The sequence below is a fragment of the Sphingobacterium sp. genome (assembly GCF_032065005.1).
Lineage (GTDB): Bacteria > Bacteroidota > Bacteroidia > Sphingobacteriales > Sphingobacteriaceae > Sphingobacterium.
The window spans coordinates 64062-80749 of record NZ_DAMBMM010000002.1 but is presented as its reverse complement, the minus strand read 5'-3'; the positions used below and the strand labels follow the sequence as shown (position 1 = coordinate 80749).

The 16688-nt window shown below is 40.6% G+C and carries 14 protein-coding genes and 1 riboswitch; of the genes, 7 read left to right on the top strand and 7 right to left on the bottom strand.

Features of this window, described 5'->3' with window-relative positions; genetic code table 11:
- Position 1: 1 nt before the first annotated feature.
- Complete coding sequence (locus RT138_RS03115; protein ID WP_185213930.1) at positions 2-553, top strand: phosphoribosyltransferase; 552 nt, start codon at positions 2-4, stop codon at positions 551-553.
- On the opposite strand, the gene RT138_RS03110 is transcribed toward RT138_RS03115, so the two are convergent.
- Positions 546-1112: a DNA-3-methyladenine glycosylase I gene (locus RT138_RS03110; RefSeq protein ID WP_313189482.1), complete on the bottom strand. Its 567-nt coding sequence runs from the start codon at positions 1110-1112 to the stop codon at positions 546-548. The two genes, RT138_RS03115 and RT138_RS03110, sit on opposite strands and share 8 nt — an antisense overlap.
- Positions 1113-1183: 71 nt before the next feature.
- Between RT138_RS03110 and RT138_RS03105 the strand changes: the two genes are divergently transcribed.
- The 3 genes from RT138_RS03105 to RT138_RS03095 all read left to right on the top strand — a co-directional run bounded on the left by RT138_RS03105 (position 1184) and on the right by RT138_RS03095 (position 4059).
- Positions 1184-2134: a DUF4271 domain-containing protein gene (locus RT138_RS03105; RefSeq protein ID WP_313189481.1), complete on the top strand. Its 951-nt coding sequence runs from the start codon at positions 1184-1186 to the stop codon at positions 2132-2134.
- A gap of 10 nt (positions 2135-2144) precedes the next feature.
- On the top strand, positions 2145-2912 hold the full coding sequence (locus tag RT138_RS03100; protein WP_185213933.1) for a uroporphyrinogen-III synthase: 768 nt from the start codon (positions 2145-2147) through the stop codon (positions 2910-2912).
- A gap of 277 nt (positions 2913-3189) precedes the next feature.
- The gene (locus RT138_RS03095; RefSeq protein WP_093101040.1) at positions 3190-4059 is read left to right on the top strand and encodes a cupin-like domain-containing protein; all 870 of its coding nucleotides are present in this window, start codon (positions 3190-3192) and stop codon (positions 4057-4059) included.
- A gap of 68 nt (positions 4060-4127) precedes the next feature.
- Here RT138_RS03095 and RT138_RS03090 read toward each other — a convergent pair whose 3' ends face one another.
- The 6 genes from RT138_RS03090 to RT138_RS03065 all read right to left on the bottom strand — a co-directional run bounded on the left by RT138_RS03090 (position 4128) and on the right by RT138_RS03065 (position 13887).
- Positions 4128-5045 carry a substrate-binding domain-containing protein gene (locus tag RT138_RS03090; RefSeq protein ID WP_313189480.1) on the bottom strand — a complete coding sequence of 306 codons (918 nt, stop codon included), beginning with the start codon at positions 5043-5045 and terminating at the stop codon, positions 4128-4130.
- A 33-nt stretch (positions 5046-5078) separates the two neighbouring features.
- Positions 5079-5552, bottom strand: a complete 474-nt coding sequence (locus RT138_RS03085) for a DsrE family protein (RefSeq protein ID WP_313189479.1) — start codon at positions 5550-5552, stop codon at positions 5079-5081.
- Between the two features lie 5 nt (positions 5553-5557).
- Entirely contained in the window at positions 5558-6601 is a 1044-nt protein-coding gene (locus tag RT138_RS03080) for a c-type cytochrome (protein ID WP_313189478.1), read from the bottom strand.
- A gap of 72 nt (positions 6602-6673) precedes the next feature.
- Complete coding sequence (locus RT138_RS03075; protein WP_185213937.1) at positions 6674-7573, bottom strand: LysR substrate-binding domain-containing protein; 900 nt, start codon at positions 7571-7573, stop codon at positions 6674-6676.
- Between the two features lie 32 nt (positions 7574-7605).
- Entirely contained in the window at positions 7606-10503 is a 2898-nt protein-coding gene (locus RT138_RS03070; protein ID WP_313189477.1) for a PD-(D/E)XK nuclease family protein, read from the bottom strand.
- Between the two features lie 9 nt (positions 10504-10512).
- Entirely contained in the window at positions 10513-13887 is a 3375-nt protein-coding gene (locus tag RT138_RS03065) for a UvrD-helicase domain-containing protein (protein WP_313189476.1), read from the bottom strand.
- Positions 13888-14098: 211 nt separating this feature from the next.
- Between RT138_RS03065 and RT138_RS03060 the strand changes: the two genes are divergently transcribed.
- The 3 genes from RT138_RS03060 to RT138_RS03050 all read left to right on the top strand — a co-directional run bounded on the left by RT138_RS03060 (position 14099) and on the right by RT138_RS03050 (position 16582).
- The gene (locus RT138_RS03060; protein WP_185213940.1) at positions 14099-14635 is read left to right on the top strand and encodes a 30S ribosomal protein S16; all 537 of its coding nucleotides are present in this window, start codon (positions 14099-14101) and stop codon (positions 14633-14635) included.
- Between the two features lie 134 nt (positions 14636-14769).
- Positions 14770-15297 carry a ribosome maturation factor RimM gene (gene rimM, locus RT138_RS03055; RefSeq protein ID WP_185213941.1) on the top strand — a complete coding sequence of 176 codons (528 nt, stop codon included), beginning with the start codon at positions 14770-14772 and terminating at the stop codon, positions 15295-15297.
- Between the two features lie 180 nt (positions 15298-15477).
- A riboswitch (SAM riboswitch) is annotated at positions 15478-15578 on the top strand.
- Between the two features lie 47 nt (positions 15579-15625).
- On the top strand, positions 15626-16582 hold the full coding sequence (locus tag RT138_RS03050; RefSeq protein ID WP_185213942.1) for a methylenetetrahydrofolate reductase: 957 nt from the start codon (positions 15626-15628) through the stop codon (positions 16580-16582).
- The last annotated feature ends 106 nt before the right edge of the window (positions 16583-16688 follow it).

Here is a 16688-nt window from a genome sequence, read left to right as displayed (position 1 = left end):
CATGAAGAATATATTTATCGACGATTTGGAATTTGAGCTCATGATTGATTATGAGCAAATCCAGAAAAGGATCCGCTTGATTGGGATTGATATCAACCTGAGGTATGAAGACCAACATCCTGTATTTGTCGGCGTATTGAATGGCTGCTTTATGTTTATGGCCGACCTGATGAAGCAGGTGCATATTCCCTGTGAAATGTCTTTCGTGAAGTTGGCTTCCTATGCTGGGACCGACCAAGGCGAAATACATGAGCTGATAGGAGTGGGCATGTCGCTGGAAGGCAGGCATATCGTAATCGTGGAGGACGTGGTGGATTCGGGCCGTTCTCTGGTCCATACCATTGAAGCATTGGAGCGATTAGGGGTGGCCAGCATATCCGTTGCGACCTTGCTCTTAAAGCCCGATTGCCTCCTGTATTCCTTCGACAATATCATGTATGTGGGCTTTGAAATCGAGAAAGAATTTGTTGTAGGCTACGGATTGGACTATAATGGGCAATGCCGTAACCTTCAAAATATCTATAAAAATATCCCCCGTACCGGCGCTATCTAAAGCTGCATGTGGTTAGGTGGTCATTCACCATGCCAACGGCCTGCATATAGGCATAACAGGTGGTGGACCCAAAGAACTTGATGCCTCGTTTCTTAAGATCTTTAGCGATGCGGTCTGAAAGCTCCGTGGTTGCAACAGCATCCTGTAATGATTCCAGCTTGTTGATGATAGGTTTCTGGTCTGGAAGAAAGCTATATAGATAGTTATAAAAGCTTCCAAATTCCTTTTGGATATCCATAAAGGCTTTTGCGTTATGGATCGTGCTGTTTATTTTCAAGCGGTTCCTGATAATGCCCGGATCCTGCAATAGCCTTTCCACATCTTCCTCTGTATATTTCGCTATCTTCTTGTAATCAAAATTGGAGAAAGCCTTTTTGTAGCCCTCTCTTTTTCTCAGGATCGTAATCCAGCTTAGACCAGCCTGTGCAGACTCCAAGATCAGGAATTCAAACAGTACTTTGTCGTCTTTTACTGGTTTTCCCCACTCTTTGTCATGGTATTCTTGGTACAATTCATCCGTGCCACACCAGCCGCATCTTACAATTTCTTTTTTACTCATGTTTTCAATTTCTAAAGCAATTATTTTGTCCTAACTTTACGCCTTTCATGAAGCACATCAACAGATTTTATATGATATGGGTTTTAATTTTTAGCAGCATTTTCTTTGCTCCTAAAAGTTATGGCCAAACATTGCCTGTTGACTCCGTGCTGTTAGTGGATTCCGTTGCTATCAAAGACTCTCTTGCACGAGTGGCCATCTTTGAGTCCTTGGACAACAACCTTAAAAATAGTCAAATTATTCTTTTCCCGGATAAGGGAATCAATTATTTGAAAGTAGCCTATGATTCTACGCTGAAAAGAGGGAATCAAGATCTTTATTTCGGGATTGAAGAAGTAGGGAAGCACCATAAACAGTCTGCCTTGCAGGATGGGATCGAGAAGAGTAACAGGCCTGCATGGGTCCTGTTGATCGTATTCCTTTTGTTCTTGATGTTAGGGGTACTTCGGATTGTATTTCCGGTGGAGCTTAAGATTATAGTCGATGCCTATTACAAAGAGCGGTTATTGCTTCAGGTCAGTAAGGAAGATAACCTAGCGACTTCGTGGCCGTATATCTTTTTGTACGCCGTTTTTAGTTTGTCCCTGGGATTGTTTGTGGTGGTGATCATGTCAAGCTTCGGCGACAAAAATTATCTAACTTTTGAAAACTTCCTCAAGAACTCCGGTTTCATCGCTTTGCTGTTTATTGCAAAGATCCTGATCATCCGCTTTGTATCATTTGTATTTCAATTAGATAAAATTGTAAGGGAATATATTGCAATTCTTTACCTAGTTTATTTTAATAGCATGTTTTTCCTAATGCCCTTTTTGTTGGCTGTAGTGTTTATTCCTGCATATTATTTTCAAACTATCTCAATAATTTACATTTGTATTGTAATTATTTTATTCTCGTATAGGTTTATTAGGACTGCTTTTCACCTGTTCGGTCATTTCAAATTTTCTATTTTTTATTTAATTCTTTATCTTTGCAGTCTCGAATTAGCACCAATTTTGATATTAGTGAGGTCACTAAGTAATTAAGAAAGAGTATATGCAGATTGATGTAGAAAGATCCAAAAAAGTAAAGAGCATTTTAGTTACTTTACCAAAGCCTGAAAACGATAAATCTCCCTACTTCACACTAGCCGAGAAGTATAATTTAAAATTAGACTTCAGAGGGTTCATCCATGTTGAAGGCGTCTCTGCAAAAGATGTCAGAAAAGAGAAGGTTAATTTTGCAGATTTTTCTGCAGTCATTTTCACCAGTAAAAATGCAGTAGATCATTTCTTTAGGGTATGTGAGGAAATGCGATTTGAAGTTTCTGCGGAACTAAAATATTTCTGTATTTCTGAAACCATTGCCTTGTACCTTCAGAAATACATTCAATATCGTAAGCGCAAGATTTTCTTCGGAAAGCAAACCGCACAGGATCTTGAGGATGTCCTGAAAAAGCACAACAAAGAGAAATTCCTATTTCCTTGTTCTGACGTTGCCAATGAGGAAACTCAGCGCTGGTTGCAAGAAAATGGATATGATTTCACGCCAGCTGTGCTATTCAAAACAGTGATTTCGGACATCAAGGACTTGAAAGATGTTTTTTACGATATCATCGTGTTCTTCAGTCCTTCCAGTGTACAGTCCTTGTATGAGAACTTCCCTGATTTTGTACAGAACAACACCCGTGTCGCTGCATTTGGCGCTACTACTCAACAGGCATTATTGGAACATGGTCTGATCCTGGATATCCCAGCACCGACACCGAATGCTCCAAGTATGACAATGGCCATTGAGCAGTACATCAAACAGGTTAACAAGTAGGCAATTGCCCAAAATAATATTTAGGCTATCCTGAGAAGGGTAGCCTTTTTTTATGGTTTCCCGTAATGGGTCAACAAACCTTCTGTTTATCTCAGCTAAAACATCGTAAAGCGATTATCAAGAAACACTTACAAATTTGATATTTATCATTTTTTGATAAATATATTCTCCCTACATTACCAAAAAATAGTCATAAATATTCCCTTCATGTGGGTTGGGTATATTTATTGTAGAAATATTTTTTTTATGTTTGCATTAACTCAAAAATGGGAATATTGTGAAATTAAAACCTGTTAATAGTATATCTGGAATAGCTCCTAAAGATTTTGTTAGGGACTATCTGAATAAGAGTCAGCCTGTTATCATCAAGGACTTTATCAGTAAGGATAGCCCTTGTTGGAATAAGTGGAGCTACGACTATTTCAAGGAAATAGCGGGTAACGAAAAAATCGACGTTTATGGTCGGGAAGAGGAGTCACAAAACCATGCAGCAAGTCCTCCGGTTGGAAAGATGACCTTTGGAGAGTACTTGGATATGATCCGTAAAGAACCTACTGAGCTTCGTCTATTCTTGTTTAACCTTATGAAAATAAGACCTGAGCTGAAAAAAGACGTTATATTCAATGATGTTACAGGTGGCAAGGTCATCCAGTGGTTACCCTATATGTTCTTCGGTGGTGAAGGTTCTGCAACTAGGAACCACTTTGATATCGATATGTCCCATGTATTCATCTCGCAATTCCAAGGAGCAAAGCGTATCTGGTTATTCCCGAACAACCAGTCTGACCTTATGTATAAATTGCCTTATAACTTCCATAGCATTGCCAACTTGAAAAAGAGCGATGTAAAGGATTATCCAGGCTTAGAATTTTTAGATGGTTATGAAGCGGTAATCAATCCAGGTGAGACCTTGTATATGCCTGCTGGATGGTGGCATTATATCCAATATGAAACTGAGGGATATTCTATTTCTGTACGCGCTTTGGCGAATTCATTGAGCGAGAAACTGAAGGGTGCTAGGAACCTTTTCGTAACACGCCACTTTGATGACACCATGCGTAAGATCTTTAAAGATAAATGGCTCGATTATAAAATCGACACCGCAACCAAAAGAGCGAACAAAGCCATCAGAAAATATAAGAAATAAGCGAATAGCTATAAAAAGAGAAGGGTTCCAATCATGGATTGGAACCCTTCTCTTTTTAATTAAACAAACTATGGTGTTTCAAATCCATATTTCTTGTAGATCGCTTTTGCTTCATCAGATTTCATGAAATCCACAAAATCTTTTGCCGCTTGAGCTCTTGGAGCGTTTTTCATCTCAGCAATCATGTATGTTGCTCTGATATTCTGGTCATTTGGAATTTCAACCATCTCTACGGGATGATCTAATAGCTTTTGATATACGACCTCCGAATACCAAACTGGGGCTGCATCAACCTCTTTATAAAGGATTTTCATAGGGCTTTCCCTGTGATGAATCTTGGTTAAGTACGTTGAGCCATCAGCTACTTTATCCTTCATGATGGTTTTCTCCAATTGTTCGCCACCTAACTTTTTATAGACCGATACAATCTGTCTTCCTATTCCTTCCCATGCAGGGTTAGGCATGGCGATCTTCACATCTTTCTTGGCTAGATCTTGGACTGTTTTTACAGCTTTAGGATTTCCTTGAGGAACCATGATCGCTAATTTATTGTATGCATAGACCTCTGTTCTAGAGAAGTGGTTTTGCATACTGTCGATCCTGTTTTTACCAGCTGCATAAACATCAGGTTTATGGGTGATCCTCATATTTCCGATGGTGATTGATCCACCCTCTATCTGTTTGGCCAAGATGCCCGGAGGCAATGTTTCCACAAAGATCCTTTCATATTTAGGATGTTTCTTTTTGAAGGCGTCCAATAGATCATCCATGACCATAAATTGGTTTCCTGCAAAAAACACCACTAACTGAGGGTCTACGATATCACCAAACAGATCCGGGACATTGTCTATACCTGGAACGGTGAAATCAACTGCCGACTTTGGCGGCGTATTCCATGGTGGATCATATTGAAAAGGGTCTTGGGCAAATGCTTTGTTCATCAACAATATAACAGCAAGTAATAATATTCGTTTTAAATTCTTCATATATTCAATATTTCTACAATGGATTAAGGTGTATTATGGTTTTACGATTACCCAGCCTTCTGAAGCACGGATCACCAGTTCACCATTGCCACTCGGTACATAGCCGATAAAATCATATAACTGTTCTTTTTTCAGTTTTCTCTCATGCAGAGAGTTTGTACACTGAGCCACTGTGACTCCTTTATCGATCAGTTCTTTCAATGCTTCTTCATAGCCTGAGTCTTTTAACATCACTTCAGTACCGCCAGAGAAAGTTATCAACTCCACTTCGATCTTATCCTTTAAGCGTGGGTCATTCAAGACGTTCTTGATGTTCCTAAAAGCCTTTTTAACAACATCAGGATTGTTGCTGTCCAATTGATAGATGGCTTTATAGTGTTTATGGTGAGTCTCCGCGCCACTAAACTTGGCGTTTTCAATCAATTTGTTGTCAATTGATTTGCTTTGTGCCTTTACTAGGCTGCTAGTCATTAAAAATAGACTGCAAATAATAATTATATTTCTCATGCTTTTTAAAAATTAAAAGGTCCGTATTTATGTTGTTCTTCTGGTATTTTATCAGCGAATGGCGGATAAGGGCTGTCCTTTGGTTTCTTGCTCAGATCAGGATAGTCGTTTTCTTTATTCGCTTTCGAAGGCCTTTCAAAGGAATTGATGTAGGCCGCTACATCATATGCCTCTTCATCTGATAGGATAGGAGCGTCAGCACTTGCTCCCAATGGCATATTGCCCTTGATGAATTTAGCTGCGGTCAGCATTCTACCCATGCCCGCGCCATCATTGAATGAGTCGGAACCCCAAAGTGGAGGATATAAATAACCTTCCTCTGGTTCATCAGCTTTTTTAGGCAAACCAAGGCCGTTAGCTTGATGGCAGCTCATACATTGTGTCTTGAATACTGACTCCCCATGTTGTAGATCGGCCTTGCGGTCAGGAGCCTCTAGTTTCACGAAGCCTTGACCTTCTATCCTGCTTCCAACTTTAACATCTTTACTCAAGTGTTTGATATAACTCACGATGGCAATCATCTCCTTGCTCTCTGAGGGCAGTTTCTTGCCGTTCATGCTCCTTTCGAAGCAGCCATTGATTCTTTCCTCTATTGTTGCAACTTTGCCCTCACGGCCGCTATATATAGGGAATAAGGCGCTTAAGCCGATATAGGGGGCTGCATATTCCTTTGTTCCGCCATTAAGGTGACAACTGCCACAGGCAAGGTTATTGCCCGAAAACACCTCGCCATGCTTGTTGTTGGGACCCAGGTATTTGGGCGTTTCTTTGATTAATTTTTCCCCATAGGCGGCCATTTTCCCTTCCTCAGAATCAGGATAGGGCGCCATTTTAAAGTCTTTGATCAGGTTCACGGAATTGGTCGCCACGCTATCCTGCTTTTTGTCAGCAGCTAGTTTGGCCTTAAATATATTGGTGTTGAACCCCAATGCTTGCATGAGGACAACGAATACGATGAAAATAAATAAGCCTGCCACGATTTTTGTCTGTTTGGCAATCTTATTTACTTCCTTGAGAAGGTTTTGTGGTTTGTTTAAATCGTTTTCCATATGAACAAACTTAAGCTTGTTAATGGAGTCGCTAAAACGGTAAAATGTTATGGGCTATAACCTCAGGTTATCTTACTTTGTAAGTGATTGATTGATAAAGCGTATAAACTGTTTTGGAAGCCCTGACAGCTCCCCGTGAAGATGAACTAAATATAACTCTCTGTTGATTTCGAAGCCCTCAACTTCTATTTGTTTTAGAATTCCATTCTCCAATTCATTCTGAACGGCATATTTAGATAGAATCCCAATGGCATTACTATATCGTATATATTGTTTAATTGATTCTGAACTCGACATCTGTACCCGATTTACCAGATCCCTGGCATTGATATCATTTTCACTAAACTTCTGGAATACGATGTCATTCGTTCCAGAGCCAGGCTCCCTGAAGATAAACTCCTGTTTTTTGAGCTCATCCAAGCAGATAGGTGATTGCTTAAATAGGGGGTGGGTGGTTCTGGCTACCCATATCAACTGGTCATCCAGGATCTTGTTGTATTTCAGGGATTGGTCTTCTGCGATACCTTCCACAAAGCCCAAACCAATCTTCCTTTCATAGAGCCAGCGATCCACCTGAGCCGTATTGCCGGTAAACAGCTTGATGTTGATCAGCGGGTTCTGTTCAGAAAACTTGGCAATTAGCTTCGGTAAGATATATTGCGCAAGGGTTGTGCTGGCACCAATGACCAAGTTTCCACGGATTTGATTGTTGAGCAGCCCCAGCTTATAATCAGCCAATTCATATTCATGGATGATGACCTTCACCGATTCCATTAAGGTAGCACCAGCCTCAGTCAACAGGATTCTGCTGCCATTACGCAAAAATAGCGCCTGACCAATGGTATTCTCCAGTTCTTGAATATGTTTGGAAACTGCAGGTTGACTGATGTTTAGTTCTCTAGATGCTTTGGTAAAGCTTAAATCCCTCGCGGCATGATAAAAAACCTTGATCCTAAAATTGACTTCTAACATGAATATTCTTGCAAAATAAAGTTTTACCGTACTTAAGCCTCCTCTTCTGCCTTTTCTGCAACACTGTACTTATAAAACAAGGTGTACGGGTCTGAAGGATAAACTATAGCATCTGGATTATGTTTGAATGGTATCTCAGGATTGAACAATTCCTCTAATGTTTCTTTCAAGAATCCTATAAATACCTTCTTTTGATCCTCCAAGTTTAAGTTTTCAAAAACCAAACTACCACTTCTGTTCCTAAATAAGGTGCCATCTTCGCGCATACGTCTTGCAACATATAGATGAGGCTCCAATCCTTTCAGTCCTGAAACCTGTTCATAGACATAAGCGTAAAATAAGGTCTGCAATAAGGCTTTGTTTTCGGTGTTTTCGGCAAATACTTTATCCAAATTACCAAAAATAACTTGATCTGCCCCAGTTTTATAGTCCACAATCCGAAGTTTATGCTGTCCATTCTTCGTAACTACCTCATCCACACGGTCAATGATCCCAAATAGATTGATCATCTCAGGAGTGCCATTGATATTGATCTCGAAGTCCAAATGATAATCCACATCATTTTCCAATTCCACGATCTTGATCGATTCATATTGCTCCATATCATATTGCAGGTACATCTTGATGTATTCAGAAGATATTTTATGCATGATACGTTGCAAACTGTTCAGGTCTTCCAAGGTGTGCAATTCCGATTCATATTGCCTGCCGATTTCCTGAATTACGACCGTATCCACTTTTTCAAGTGCTTTCTCCAATTCCGAAGTTGGAACAAAATCTTTACGGTCTAATATAGCCGTTAGCAGATGTTCCATGCAGTTATGAATGACCGTCCCCAGTTTATTCATCTCAAACTCCTGAGATATGCTGGGTGGTTCTTTGATCTCAGCCACATATTTCAGGAAAAACTGCAACGGTGACATCAGGTAGGTAGTAAATGCCGATGCTGAAAGCGGTTTTTTATTGATGATATAGCTCTCATAAAGCTTGTTCCAAATCGCTCCTTTTTTCTCGATGACCAATTCCTGAGGTTGATTAGGAAACAATAAAGGCTGTTGTTGGATATGGTTGATGAAATTAAACTTAGTTTCAAACATCAACTGCTTGATGAACCTACTTTCCTCGCCCGTACTGCTTTCATCCACGATTCCGTTGTAGAACAGGTGTATATCATCGCTGTATTGGAAATGTCTATAAAATAAATAAGCAGAAAGAGCGTCCTGGTTTTCTAAAACAGGAAGTCCGTATGCCTTCCGTAAGTTATTCGGCAGAAAGGTAGGAGAGCTGGAAGTTTTCGGGAGAATTCCTTCATTGACCCCTAAAACATACACATGGTCAAAATTCAAACATCTACTTTCAAGCAGACCCATGATCTGCAATCCGTGAAGCTGATCCCCTTCAATAGCTGAATTGATCGGAGATAATGCTTTCTTGATCAAGCCAACTTGGAACAGCACGCTCAAGTTACCCAGCTTTTCAAAACCGAGGTGCATCTGATTCAATACCTTTTTGGTTTCGATCAAAAGGTTTGATTCGATCAGTTTGGTTCTTCCTTCCAAGGCAAGACTGCTCAACAGATCATCGATGATTTTGATCATTTGAGGGATAAGCTCTTCCGGATTATTTAGTTTTCTGAAGAAATGTGGAAGCACTGAACCACTTACATCAATCTCAGCAATCGGAATTTCAAAAAGCTGCCTCTTGGCAGAATCCCGCTGTATATCTTGCTTCTGTTTCCGACTAACCTTGGTCATTGGATGGCTCAGGAAGGTCTCCAATAGCTGATAAGGTATTTTTTCCTTTTTCTGTTGAGTGATCAATAACTGCACTTCTGCCCATAGATCTAGCAATCCATAAATAGCTGATTGGATCAAGGGGTATCCTGTGGTAATATTGATGTCCATATTGGGTAGACTTTGCAGCAAGGGCACCAACAGACTTTCATCAGCCAACAGAATTGCTGCCGTTTCCTTATTGAAATCTATGTTCTTTACTGCCAGAACATCGTGCAGCAATTTTGCTTCACTGTTTTTTCCAAGGCTTTTGTATAGATTGACATCCGTATTCCGGTTGGCAATAAGATTTGGCGATTCTCCCAAGGCATTGACTAGGCCGGTATTAAATAAGTTCCGACGTAGGAATAAACCCGCCTCCTGAATTTTATCATCCAGGTAATGCGCATCCGCATCGAAGTAAAACAAAGCCAAACCCTCTTCCTGCCACTTTTTGAACAATTGTGCTTCAGCTCTGTTCAAGGCGTTGAAACCTACAAAAAGCACTTTCTTGTGCTCTTTGATAAAGTCTTGATTCTCGGCTTTACCTTCGGCCAATTCCCGATATAGAATAGGGTAGTTGGTCTGCTTCTCGTTTTTTAATTTCTCCTGAAATGCTTTATATAGTTTTGGTAATCGCTTCCATAGCGCCAAAAAGCGCTGCTGAACGGCTGTATGGCCTTTCATGCTAAAGGATTTCCAAAACTGCTTGATGAATGACTGTTGCTCTTCCGTGAAATGTTGGAAATGAAGGTCTATTTCGGAGGTATCGAACAACTCCATATAGATCTGGTCTACCGGTACCAGATCATAGTCGATCTGCCCAAAATCACTTAAGATGATCTCCGCAATAGGGTAGAACTCCTCCAGGGTCTCTGGATCACGACCTTCCTTGGTCAATAATTCGTTGTGCAGTTCAAAAAGGTAGAAGAACTGACTTAATGCCGTTGCCTGCAAATTACTGCTTGATTGGGCAAAAAACTCCTGAATGGTAAAGAACTGTGGTGACCAAATGGCCTTTCCATATACATCTACCAAATGTTTTTTCAGATAGGTAATAGGCCTCTTATTATTGAATACAATGGCAATATCTGATATGTCTTGGCCAAACTCAGCCTGAATGTCTTCTGCAACGAGTCTTAAAAATGCTTTTTCCATGTTCTTTCCTTATTTCACCTCCACTAATTCTTTCGACTTAGCGTAGTATAGATAGCCTTTGATATGGCCGTAACCTACATTGCTCAATGCATTCATGTATCTTCCTACCTGCGTTTTATGATTGATATAATCTCCTTGAGTAAATTTAAAGTCCAATACGATGGTTTCCTGATCATTGGTAAACACCTTGTCCGGTCTTTGGGTACTGCCATCCTCCAGGATGATGCTCGATTCATTCCACACCTTATAATTTCCCGTCAACCATTGGTTAATGATTGGATGGTTCCAGATCTGCTGTATTTCTTCCAGGAGAAGGTCCTTCTCTTCCCTGGCCAAAATACCTTCCTCAATATATTGGTTTACCAGTTTGTCGATTTCCGATTCATCCTTTACCAGCGAAACGATCTCATGTGCCAGTACCCCATATTGTGCAGCCTTCTCCATCATCAAAATGGTGTTGATGTTCCTTGAGGTCGATTTTTCCAAAGCAGTTTCTAGCGCTAAAGATTGTGGATAATCCTTCAGTTCAATTTTTATGCTAGCTTGTTCAGTTTCCTTTTTCTTGCTTGACTGCTCAGCGGCTAATGGCTCATCCAAAAGAATAAATTCATTGTTCTCTAATCGGAATGGAGAATTGCTGGCAGATAGGACCTGAATCAAAAGGTCTGAAATAAAATCATTCTTGACCTCGGAACCTAATATCTCACCGGTTTTCTTGTCAACCTCATCTTTAAATTGAGGCGCAGTAATATAGAGATGGCTTTTTGCCCTTGTGGTTGCCACATAAAAAGTGTTTAGGGCATCCATATAGTTAAACAGCATCTCTTCAAAATATTGTTTGTAAAAGATCGACTTGCCTAAGGTTTGGGTATATTTTACAGGTATTTTTCCGAGTTCTGAAAAAGGAGAATCCATTACATCGATCCAAAAATCGCCATTGGTCATTCCATCCAGTTTCCAGGAAGAGAATGGGATCATCACCACCTCATAGGCCAATCCCTTAGATTTATGTATTGTACTGACCTCTATGGCATCGACCTTGCCACTCGACGGCAGTACAGCCCTTTCGCCATCCTCATCCCAATATTCCAGGAATTGTATGATTCCACGTTCCCCTTGGGTGGAGAAAGCCGTAGCGATATCCTTGAAGGCTAAAAGGTATGGTAAATGAATACTTCCTTCATTCCCTAATTGATAAACATCGATCAGTTTTTCCACCAGATGGACCAAAGGCATTTTTTGCAATTGACTCCATGAGTCTATCAATGTAAGCGGAAGCACATCCGACAGTTCCTTAATACTATTGTCCTTGAACTTCAGCCATATCGATTCCTCGAAGTTGGATTTCCCCTGCGCCAATTGGAAAAGATAAGCCATGTTGGCAAGGTGTAAAACGTGTTTCTCCGATTGAAAAACCAAAGACCTTAAGGTTTCAATGATCAGATTGACGGCATGGTTCGATATTAGACTTAGGGCGTCTCCAGAGATGACCTCAAAGTTGAGGTTCTCGGTGTTTTTGAAGCGCATCAGTTCTTGAATGACCAATTTTGCCTGCGCATTGCTCCTGACAAGGATCCCAATATCCGCTGGCTTATATTTTCCGGTCCTGATCCATTCGGCAATCTTGGAACAAAGGGCTTCTACCGAAGCCTCCATCACTTGATTGTTCCGCGCTCGACCATCACTGACAGGGAAAAAGGAGATTTCGATATTTCCCATGGGTTTGCCGTTCTGAAGCTTATGTTCAGGGATCAGTTGCCTGCTGTTTTGATAAGCTTTTTCAAGTAGGCTATTGTTGCCCGTAGCATTCCACCAAGTCATGCCTTCTTCGCCCAGACTTTCGCCAACTTTCTCGTTCAAAACTTGCTGCAATAGACTAGGGATCTTTTCGTATAGGTAGTTGTTGAAATTAATGATATTCGGAAGGCTGCGGAAATTAGTGTCCAACGTTCCGTTATCTATAAATTCATTTATTTGATTTTCCTTGAGGTGGAAATTCTGCGAAACCTGCTGGTCAATCTGTTGCAAAAGGATCCGCCAGTCCCCATTTCGCCAACGATAAATACTCTGTTTCACATCGCCTACCACTAGATGCTCAGCAATCTTGCCCGTAGCATCAGCAAGGGCATTTAGGAGCAATGGGCTATAGTTTTTCCATTGTATGCGTGAAGTGTCCTGAAACTCATCAAACAGGAAATAATTGTATCGGTTGCCAATCTTCTCCCAGATAAAGGTCGGGTCACTGTGTTCATCTAAACCCAATTTGTTTAGCAGTATCTGCGCATCCGAGATCAATTGTGCAGAGTTTTCCTTTCTCCATTGACTCAGGAGGTCACTCATTTCCTTGAGCAACCTCAGGAAATACAGGTTGGTCTGTACGGCTTGGTAAGCAATATAATTTGCAAAATGCTGCTGTAGGGAAAGGATGGCGTCCAATGCCGGACGGATGCCCTGCATGTATTCATACCTAACCTCCTTTTTATCGTCAATATAATGCTCTTCATTATCCAACAAAACCAAAAACTTGTCAAATATCTTTTCCTGGATATCAGAGGTAGAAATCTTTTTGGGGTCTATGTTGATCTTGCTGGCCGCTACGAGTCTGTTTCTGGACTTTCCCTTCATTTCTGAATCATCAACCCCCAATCGGCGATATTCAGCTTTGAAAGTTTCTATTCCTTGAACCAAGGCATCCAAAAAGGCATTCGTCTTTTCATCAATTTCTTTGTTGAGCAGGTTGAAGATCCTGTCTGTATCAGCAGAAATCATAAAACTGTCAAACTCCTGGAAGTTCTCCGAGAAAATCAACCCTGCCAAACCCATTAACTGCTGTCGGTAGTTCCAGTTCTCATTCTTCCCGATCTTCTGTTCAGCATAGTTGATGATCCATTCCAACAGGTCAGGTCTTTCATCCAATAGTTGGTTTAGCATAACGGTCAGGTCACGCTTCACTTTGTTGGTGTTCATCTCGATGGCATAGCCAGAATCGAGGTTCAGTTCGTAGGTAAAACTACGGATCACCTTTTGCGAAAACCCGTCAATGGTACTTACCGAGAAATGGCTGTAGTCATGGAGGATCCTCCTGTAGATCCGATTGGCTTTTTCCTGAATGCTTACAGGGTCCCATTGCGTGTTCTGCTGCAATAATTGCTGTCTGTACTGCTCAATGTCATCTGCTGTACTGCCGATTGCCAAGCCATGAAGGACGGACATGATACGGCCTTTCATTTCGGCTGTAGCCTTGTTGGTAAAGGTAACGGCGAGGATTTCCCGATAGCTGCTCTCTTTTGATAGCAACAGGGTCAGGTAATGTACGGTGAGAGAAAATGTTTTTCCAGATCCAGCGGAAGCTTTTACAATCCTTAAAGGAGCAATTCTTTGCATAAGATGTCAATGGTTTGAAGTATCTGAATATCGGTATTATTAGGAGATTACTCAAATCTTTTTCAAGATTATAGCTCGGAAGGAGGGCATATTTTACAGATAAAACAGCTTTAAATTCTCTATTGTATTAATTGATAATACTTTGTATCTTTGCGTCCCCTCCTGCATGAAGCAACGGGGGATATGTTGAATACATAAATAAAGAAAAAACATGGCAACTAAAATCAGATTGCAGAGACACGGTAAAAAAGGAAAACCTTTTTACCACGTAGTAGTAGCAGACGGCCGTTCACCACGTGATGGTAAGTTCATCGAGCGTTTAGGTTCTTACAACCCAAACACTAACCCAGCAACTATCGTTTTGGATTTCGAAAAAGCGTTAGACTGGATGAACAAAGGTGCCCAACCTACTGACACAGTTCGCGCTATCCTTTCTTACAAAGGTGTTTTATACAAAAAACACTTACAAGGCGGTGTGAAAAAAGGAGCTTTTGATGAAGCTAAAGCTGAAGAACTTTTCACTAAATGGGCTGAAGGTAAAGATGCTCAAATCGAAGGAAAGAAATCAGGCTTAGCGAAATCTAAAGATGAGACTAAGAAAGCTGCTTTAGCTGCTGAAGCTAAGAAAAAAGAAGACAGAGCTGCTGCTATCGCTGCTAAAAACGCTCCTGTTGCTGAAGAAACAGCTACAGAAGAAGCAGAAGAAGCTGCTGATGCTACTGAAAACACTGAAGAAACTGAAGGATAATCTCTTCATAAAGTATTCAAAATGGCCGGATCATTCTATGAACCGGCTTTTTTGTTCCCATTTTATCTTGATTTTACATCCCTAAAATCCCAACAGAAAAAGAATTCCGTATTTTTGGAAATTAATTTGTGAATATGACGAAAGATCAATGTTTTTATATCGGTTATGTCAGTAAAACCCGAGGGTTGAAGGGTGAACTGCAACTGTTTTTTGAATTTGATAACTATATGGACCTTGATCTGGATGTAGTTTTCTTGGAGATGGACAAGAAATTGGTGCCATTCTTTGTAGAAAAGGTCAAATTTCACAATAACAGCACAGCTTATGTCAACTTTGAAGATGTTGACCATATTGACAAAGCCCAACCTTTATTGAGAAAGCAAATCTACCTGCCAAACGATAAAATGCCAGAACGTGATCCCGATGATTTTACCTATCATGATCTGGTAGGTTATACCGCCATTGAGGAAGACGAAGGCGAATTGGGCGAAATTACCCATGTCCAAGAGATGCCACAGCAATTTATCGCAACCGTAGATATCGATGGCCGAGACGCCATGTTTCCCCTTAATGAGGACTTCATCGTCGGCATAGACCCCGAAGAAAAGATTATCGTATTGAACCTTCCTGAAGGTTTGATAGATATGTACCTAGAAGATTAATAAGATATTTTGAAAAGAGAATGGGCGTTTCATAAACGCCCATTTTTTTATGATCATACCTTCTTCCATTCATTTATATGTCCCATCCATCCAACCCTGATTCCTTCTGATTCAATGCCATCCGCAAAGTTTTTTCTTGAAACATTTTGAGATTACCTTGCTATTGACGATATTAGCCCTCGCTTATAGAGAAAGGCAGAGGGACTAGACCCGCTGAAGCCTTAGCAACCTGACACCAGTCAAGGTGCTACATTCTACCCCCAAAATGGGAAAGATAAGCCAAAGAATCAGTGTTCACTGTGTTCTCTCTAAGCCTTAATATATTTTTATGAAAATCGTAGATCACATCAAGAACGCGAAAGGCAAGACCTTATATTCTTTTGAGCTGTTACCTCCTGCTAAAGGGCAGGGTATCCAAAGTATCTTCCAAACGATGGATGAACTGATGGAATTCAAACCTCCCTTTATCGATGTGACGTACCACCGTGAGGATTACCTGTACAAACAACATGCTAACGGATTGTTGGAAAGGGTATCCTATAGAAAAAGACCTGGTACGGTAGCCATCTGTGCTGCCATCATGAGTAAATATAAAGTTGATGCGGTTCCGCATCTGATCTGCGGTGGTTTCACCAAAGAAGAAACTGAAAACGCACTTATCGACCTGAACTTCTTAGGTATCGATAATGTATTGGTGCTGAGAGGTGATGCCAGAAAAGGTGATGCCGACTTTATCCCAACCGCTGGAGGACATGCTTATGCAACCGACCTATTGCGACAAGTGGTGGATATGAACGAAGGTTCCTACCTACATGAAGATATAGGCTCATCCGAAAAGACCAATTTCTGTATCGGCGTTGCCGGATACCCCGAGAAACATTTTGAATCACCTAACTTCAATACCGATTTTAAATGGTTGAAGAAAAAGGTAGAAATGGGAGCTGAATTTATCGTTACCCAAATGTTTTTTAACGTAGAAAAATATAAGGAATTTGTGACGAAGTGTAGGGAAAATGATATTCATGTTCCTATTATTCCGGGACTGAAGCCGTTGACAACCAAGAAGCAATTGATTACCCTTCCTCGGATTTTCCACTTGGATATTCCAGAAGACCTAAGCGATGCCGTGGAATCCTGTAAAACCAATGCGGATGTTAGGCGAGTTGGCGAAGAATGGCTAGTACAGCAATGTAAGGAATTAATAGACTTTGGAGTTCCAGTACTGCATTTCTACACCATGAGTAATCCTGGACCTACTAAAAATATCGTTGAAAAATTAGTGTAATTAAATTGACTAACTCTAAAATAAGAACAAAGGGCGGATGATTTCATTCGCCTTTTGTCGTTTATCATGAGGAGAGTTTTTTAACCAATATAGCAGTCTCATTCGA

Excerpts from the sequence above, each read along its gene's own strand:
- RT138_RS03115 (WP_185213930.1), top strand. The coding sequence starts at position 2 with ATGAAGAATATATTTATCGACGATTTGGAATTTGAGCTCATGATTGAT.
- RT138_RS03110 (WP_313189482.1), bottom strand. The coding sequence starts at position 1,112 with ATGAGTAAAAAAGAAATTGTAAGATGCGGCTGGTGTGGCACGGATGAA.
- RT138_RS03105 (WP_313189481.1), top strand. The coding sequence starts at position 1,184 with ATGATATGGGTTTTAATTTTTAGCAGCATTTTCTTTGCTCCTAAAAGT.
- RT138_RS03100 (WP_185213933.1), top strand. The coding sequence starts at position 2,145 with ATGCAGATTGATGTAGAAAGATCCAAAAAAGTAAAGAGCATTTTAGTT.
- RT138_RS03090 (WP_313189480.1), bottom strand. The coding sequence starts at position 5,045 with ATGAAGAATTTAAAACGAATATTATTACTTGCTGTTATATTGTTGATG.
- RT138_RS03085 (WP_313189479.1), bottom strand. The coding sequence starts at position 5,552 with ATGAGAAATATAATTATTATTTGCAGTCTATTTTTAATGACTAGCAGC.
- RT138_RS03080 (WP_313189478.1), bottom strand. The coding sequence starts at position 6,601 with ATGGAAAACGATTTAAACAAACCACAAAACCTTCTCAAGGAAGTAAAT.
- RT138_RS03075 (WP_185213937.1), bottom strand. The coding sequence starts at position 7,573 with ATGTTAGAAGTCAATTTTAGGATCAAGGTTTTTTATCATGCCGCGAGG.
- RT138_RS03070 (WP_313189477.1), bottom strand. The coding sequence starts at position 10,503 with ATGGAAAAAGCATTTTTAAGACTCGTTGCAGAAGACATTCAGGCTGAG.
- RT138_RS03065 (WP_313189476.1), bottom strand. The coding sequence starts at position 13,887 with ATGCAAAGAATTGCTCCTTTAAGGATTGTAAAAGCTTCCGCTGGATCT.
- RT138_RS03060 (WP_185213940.1), top strand. The coding sequence starts at position 14,099 with ATGGCAACTAAAATCAGATTGCAGAGACACGGTAAAAAAGGAAAACCT.
- rimM (WP_185213941.1), top strand. The coding sequence starts at position 14,770 with ATGACGAAAGATCAATGTTTTTATATCGGTTATGTCAGTAAAACCCGA.
- RT138_RS03050 (WP_185213942.1), top strand. The coding sequence starts at position 15,626 with ATGAAAATCGTAGATCACATCAAGAACGCGAAAGGCAAGACCTTATAT.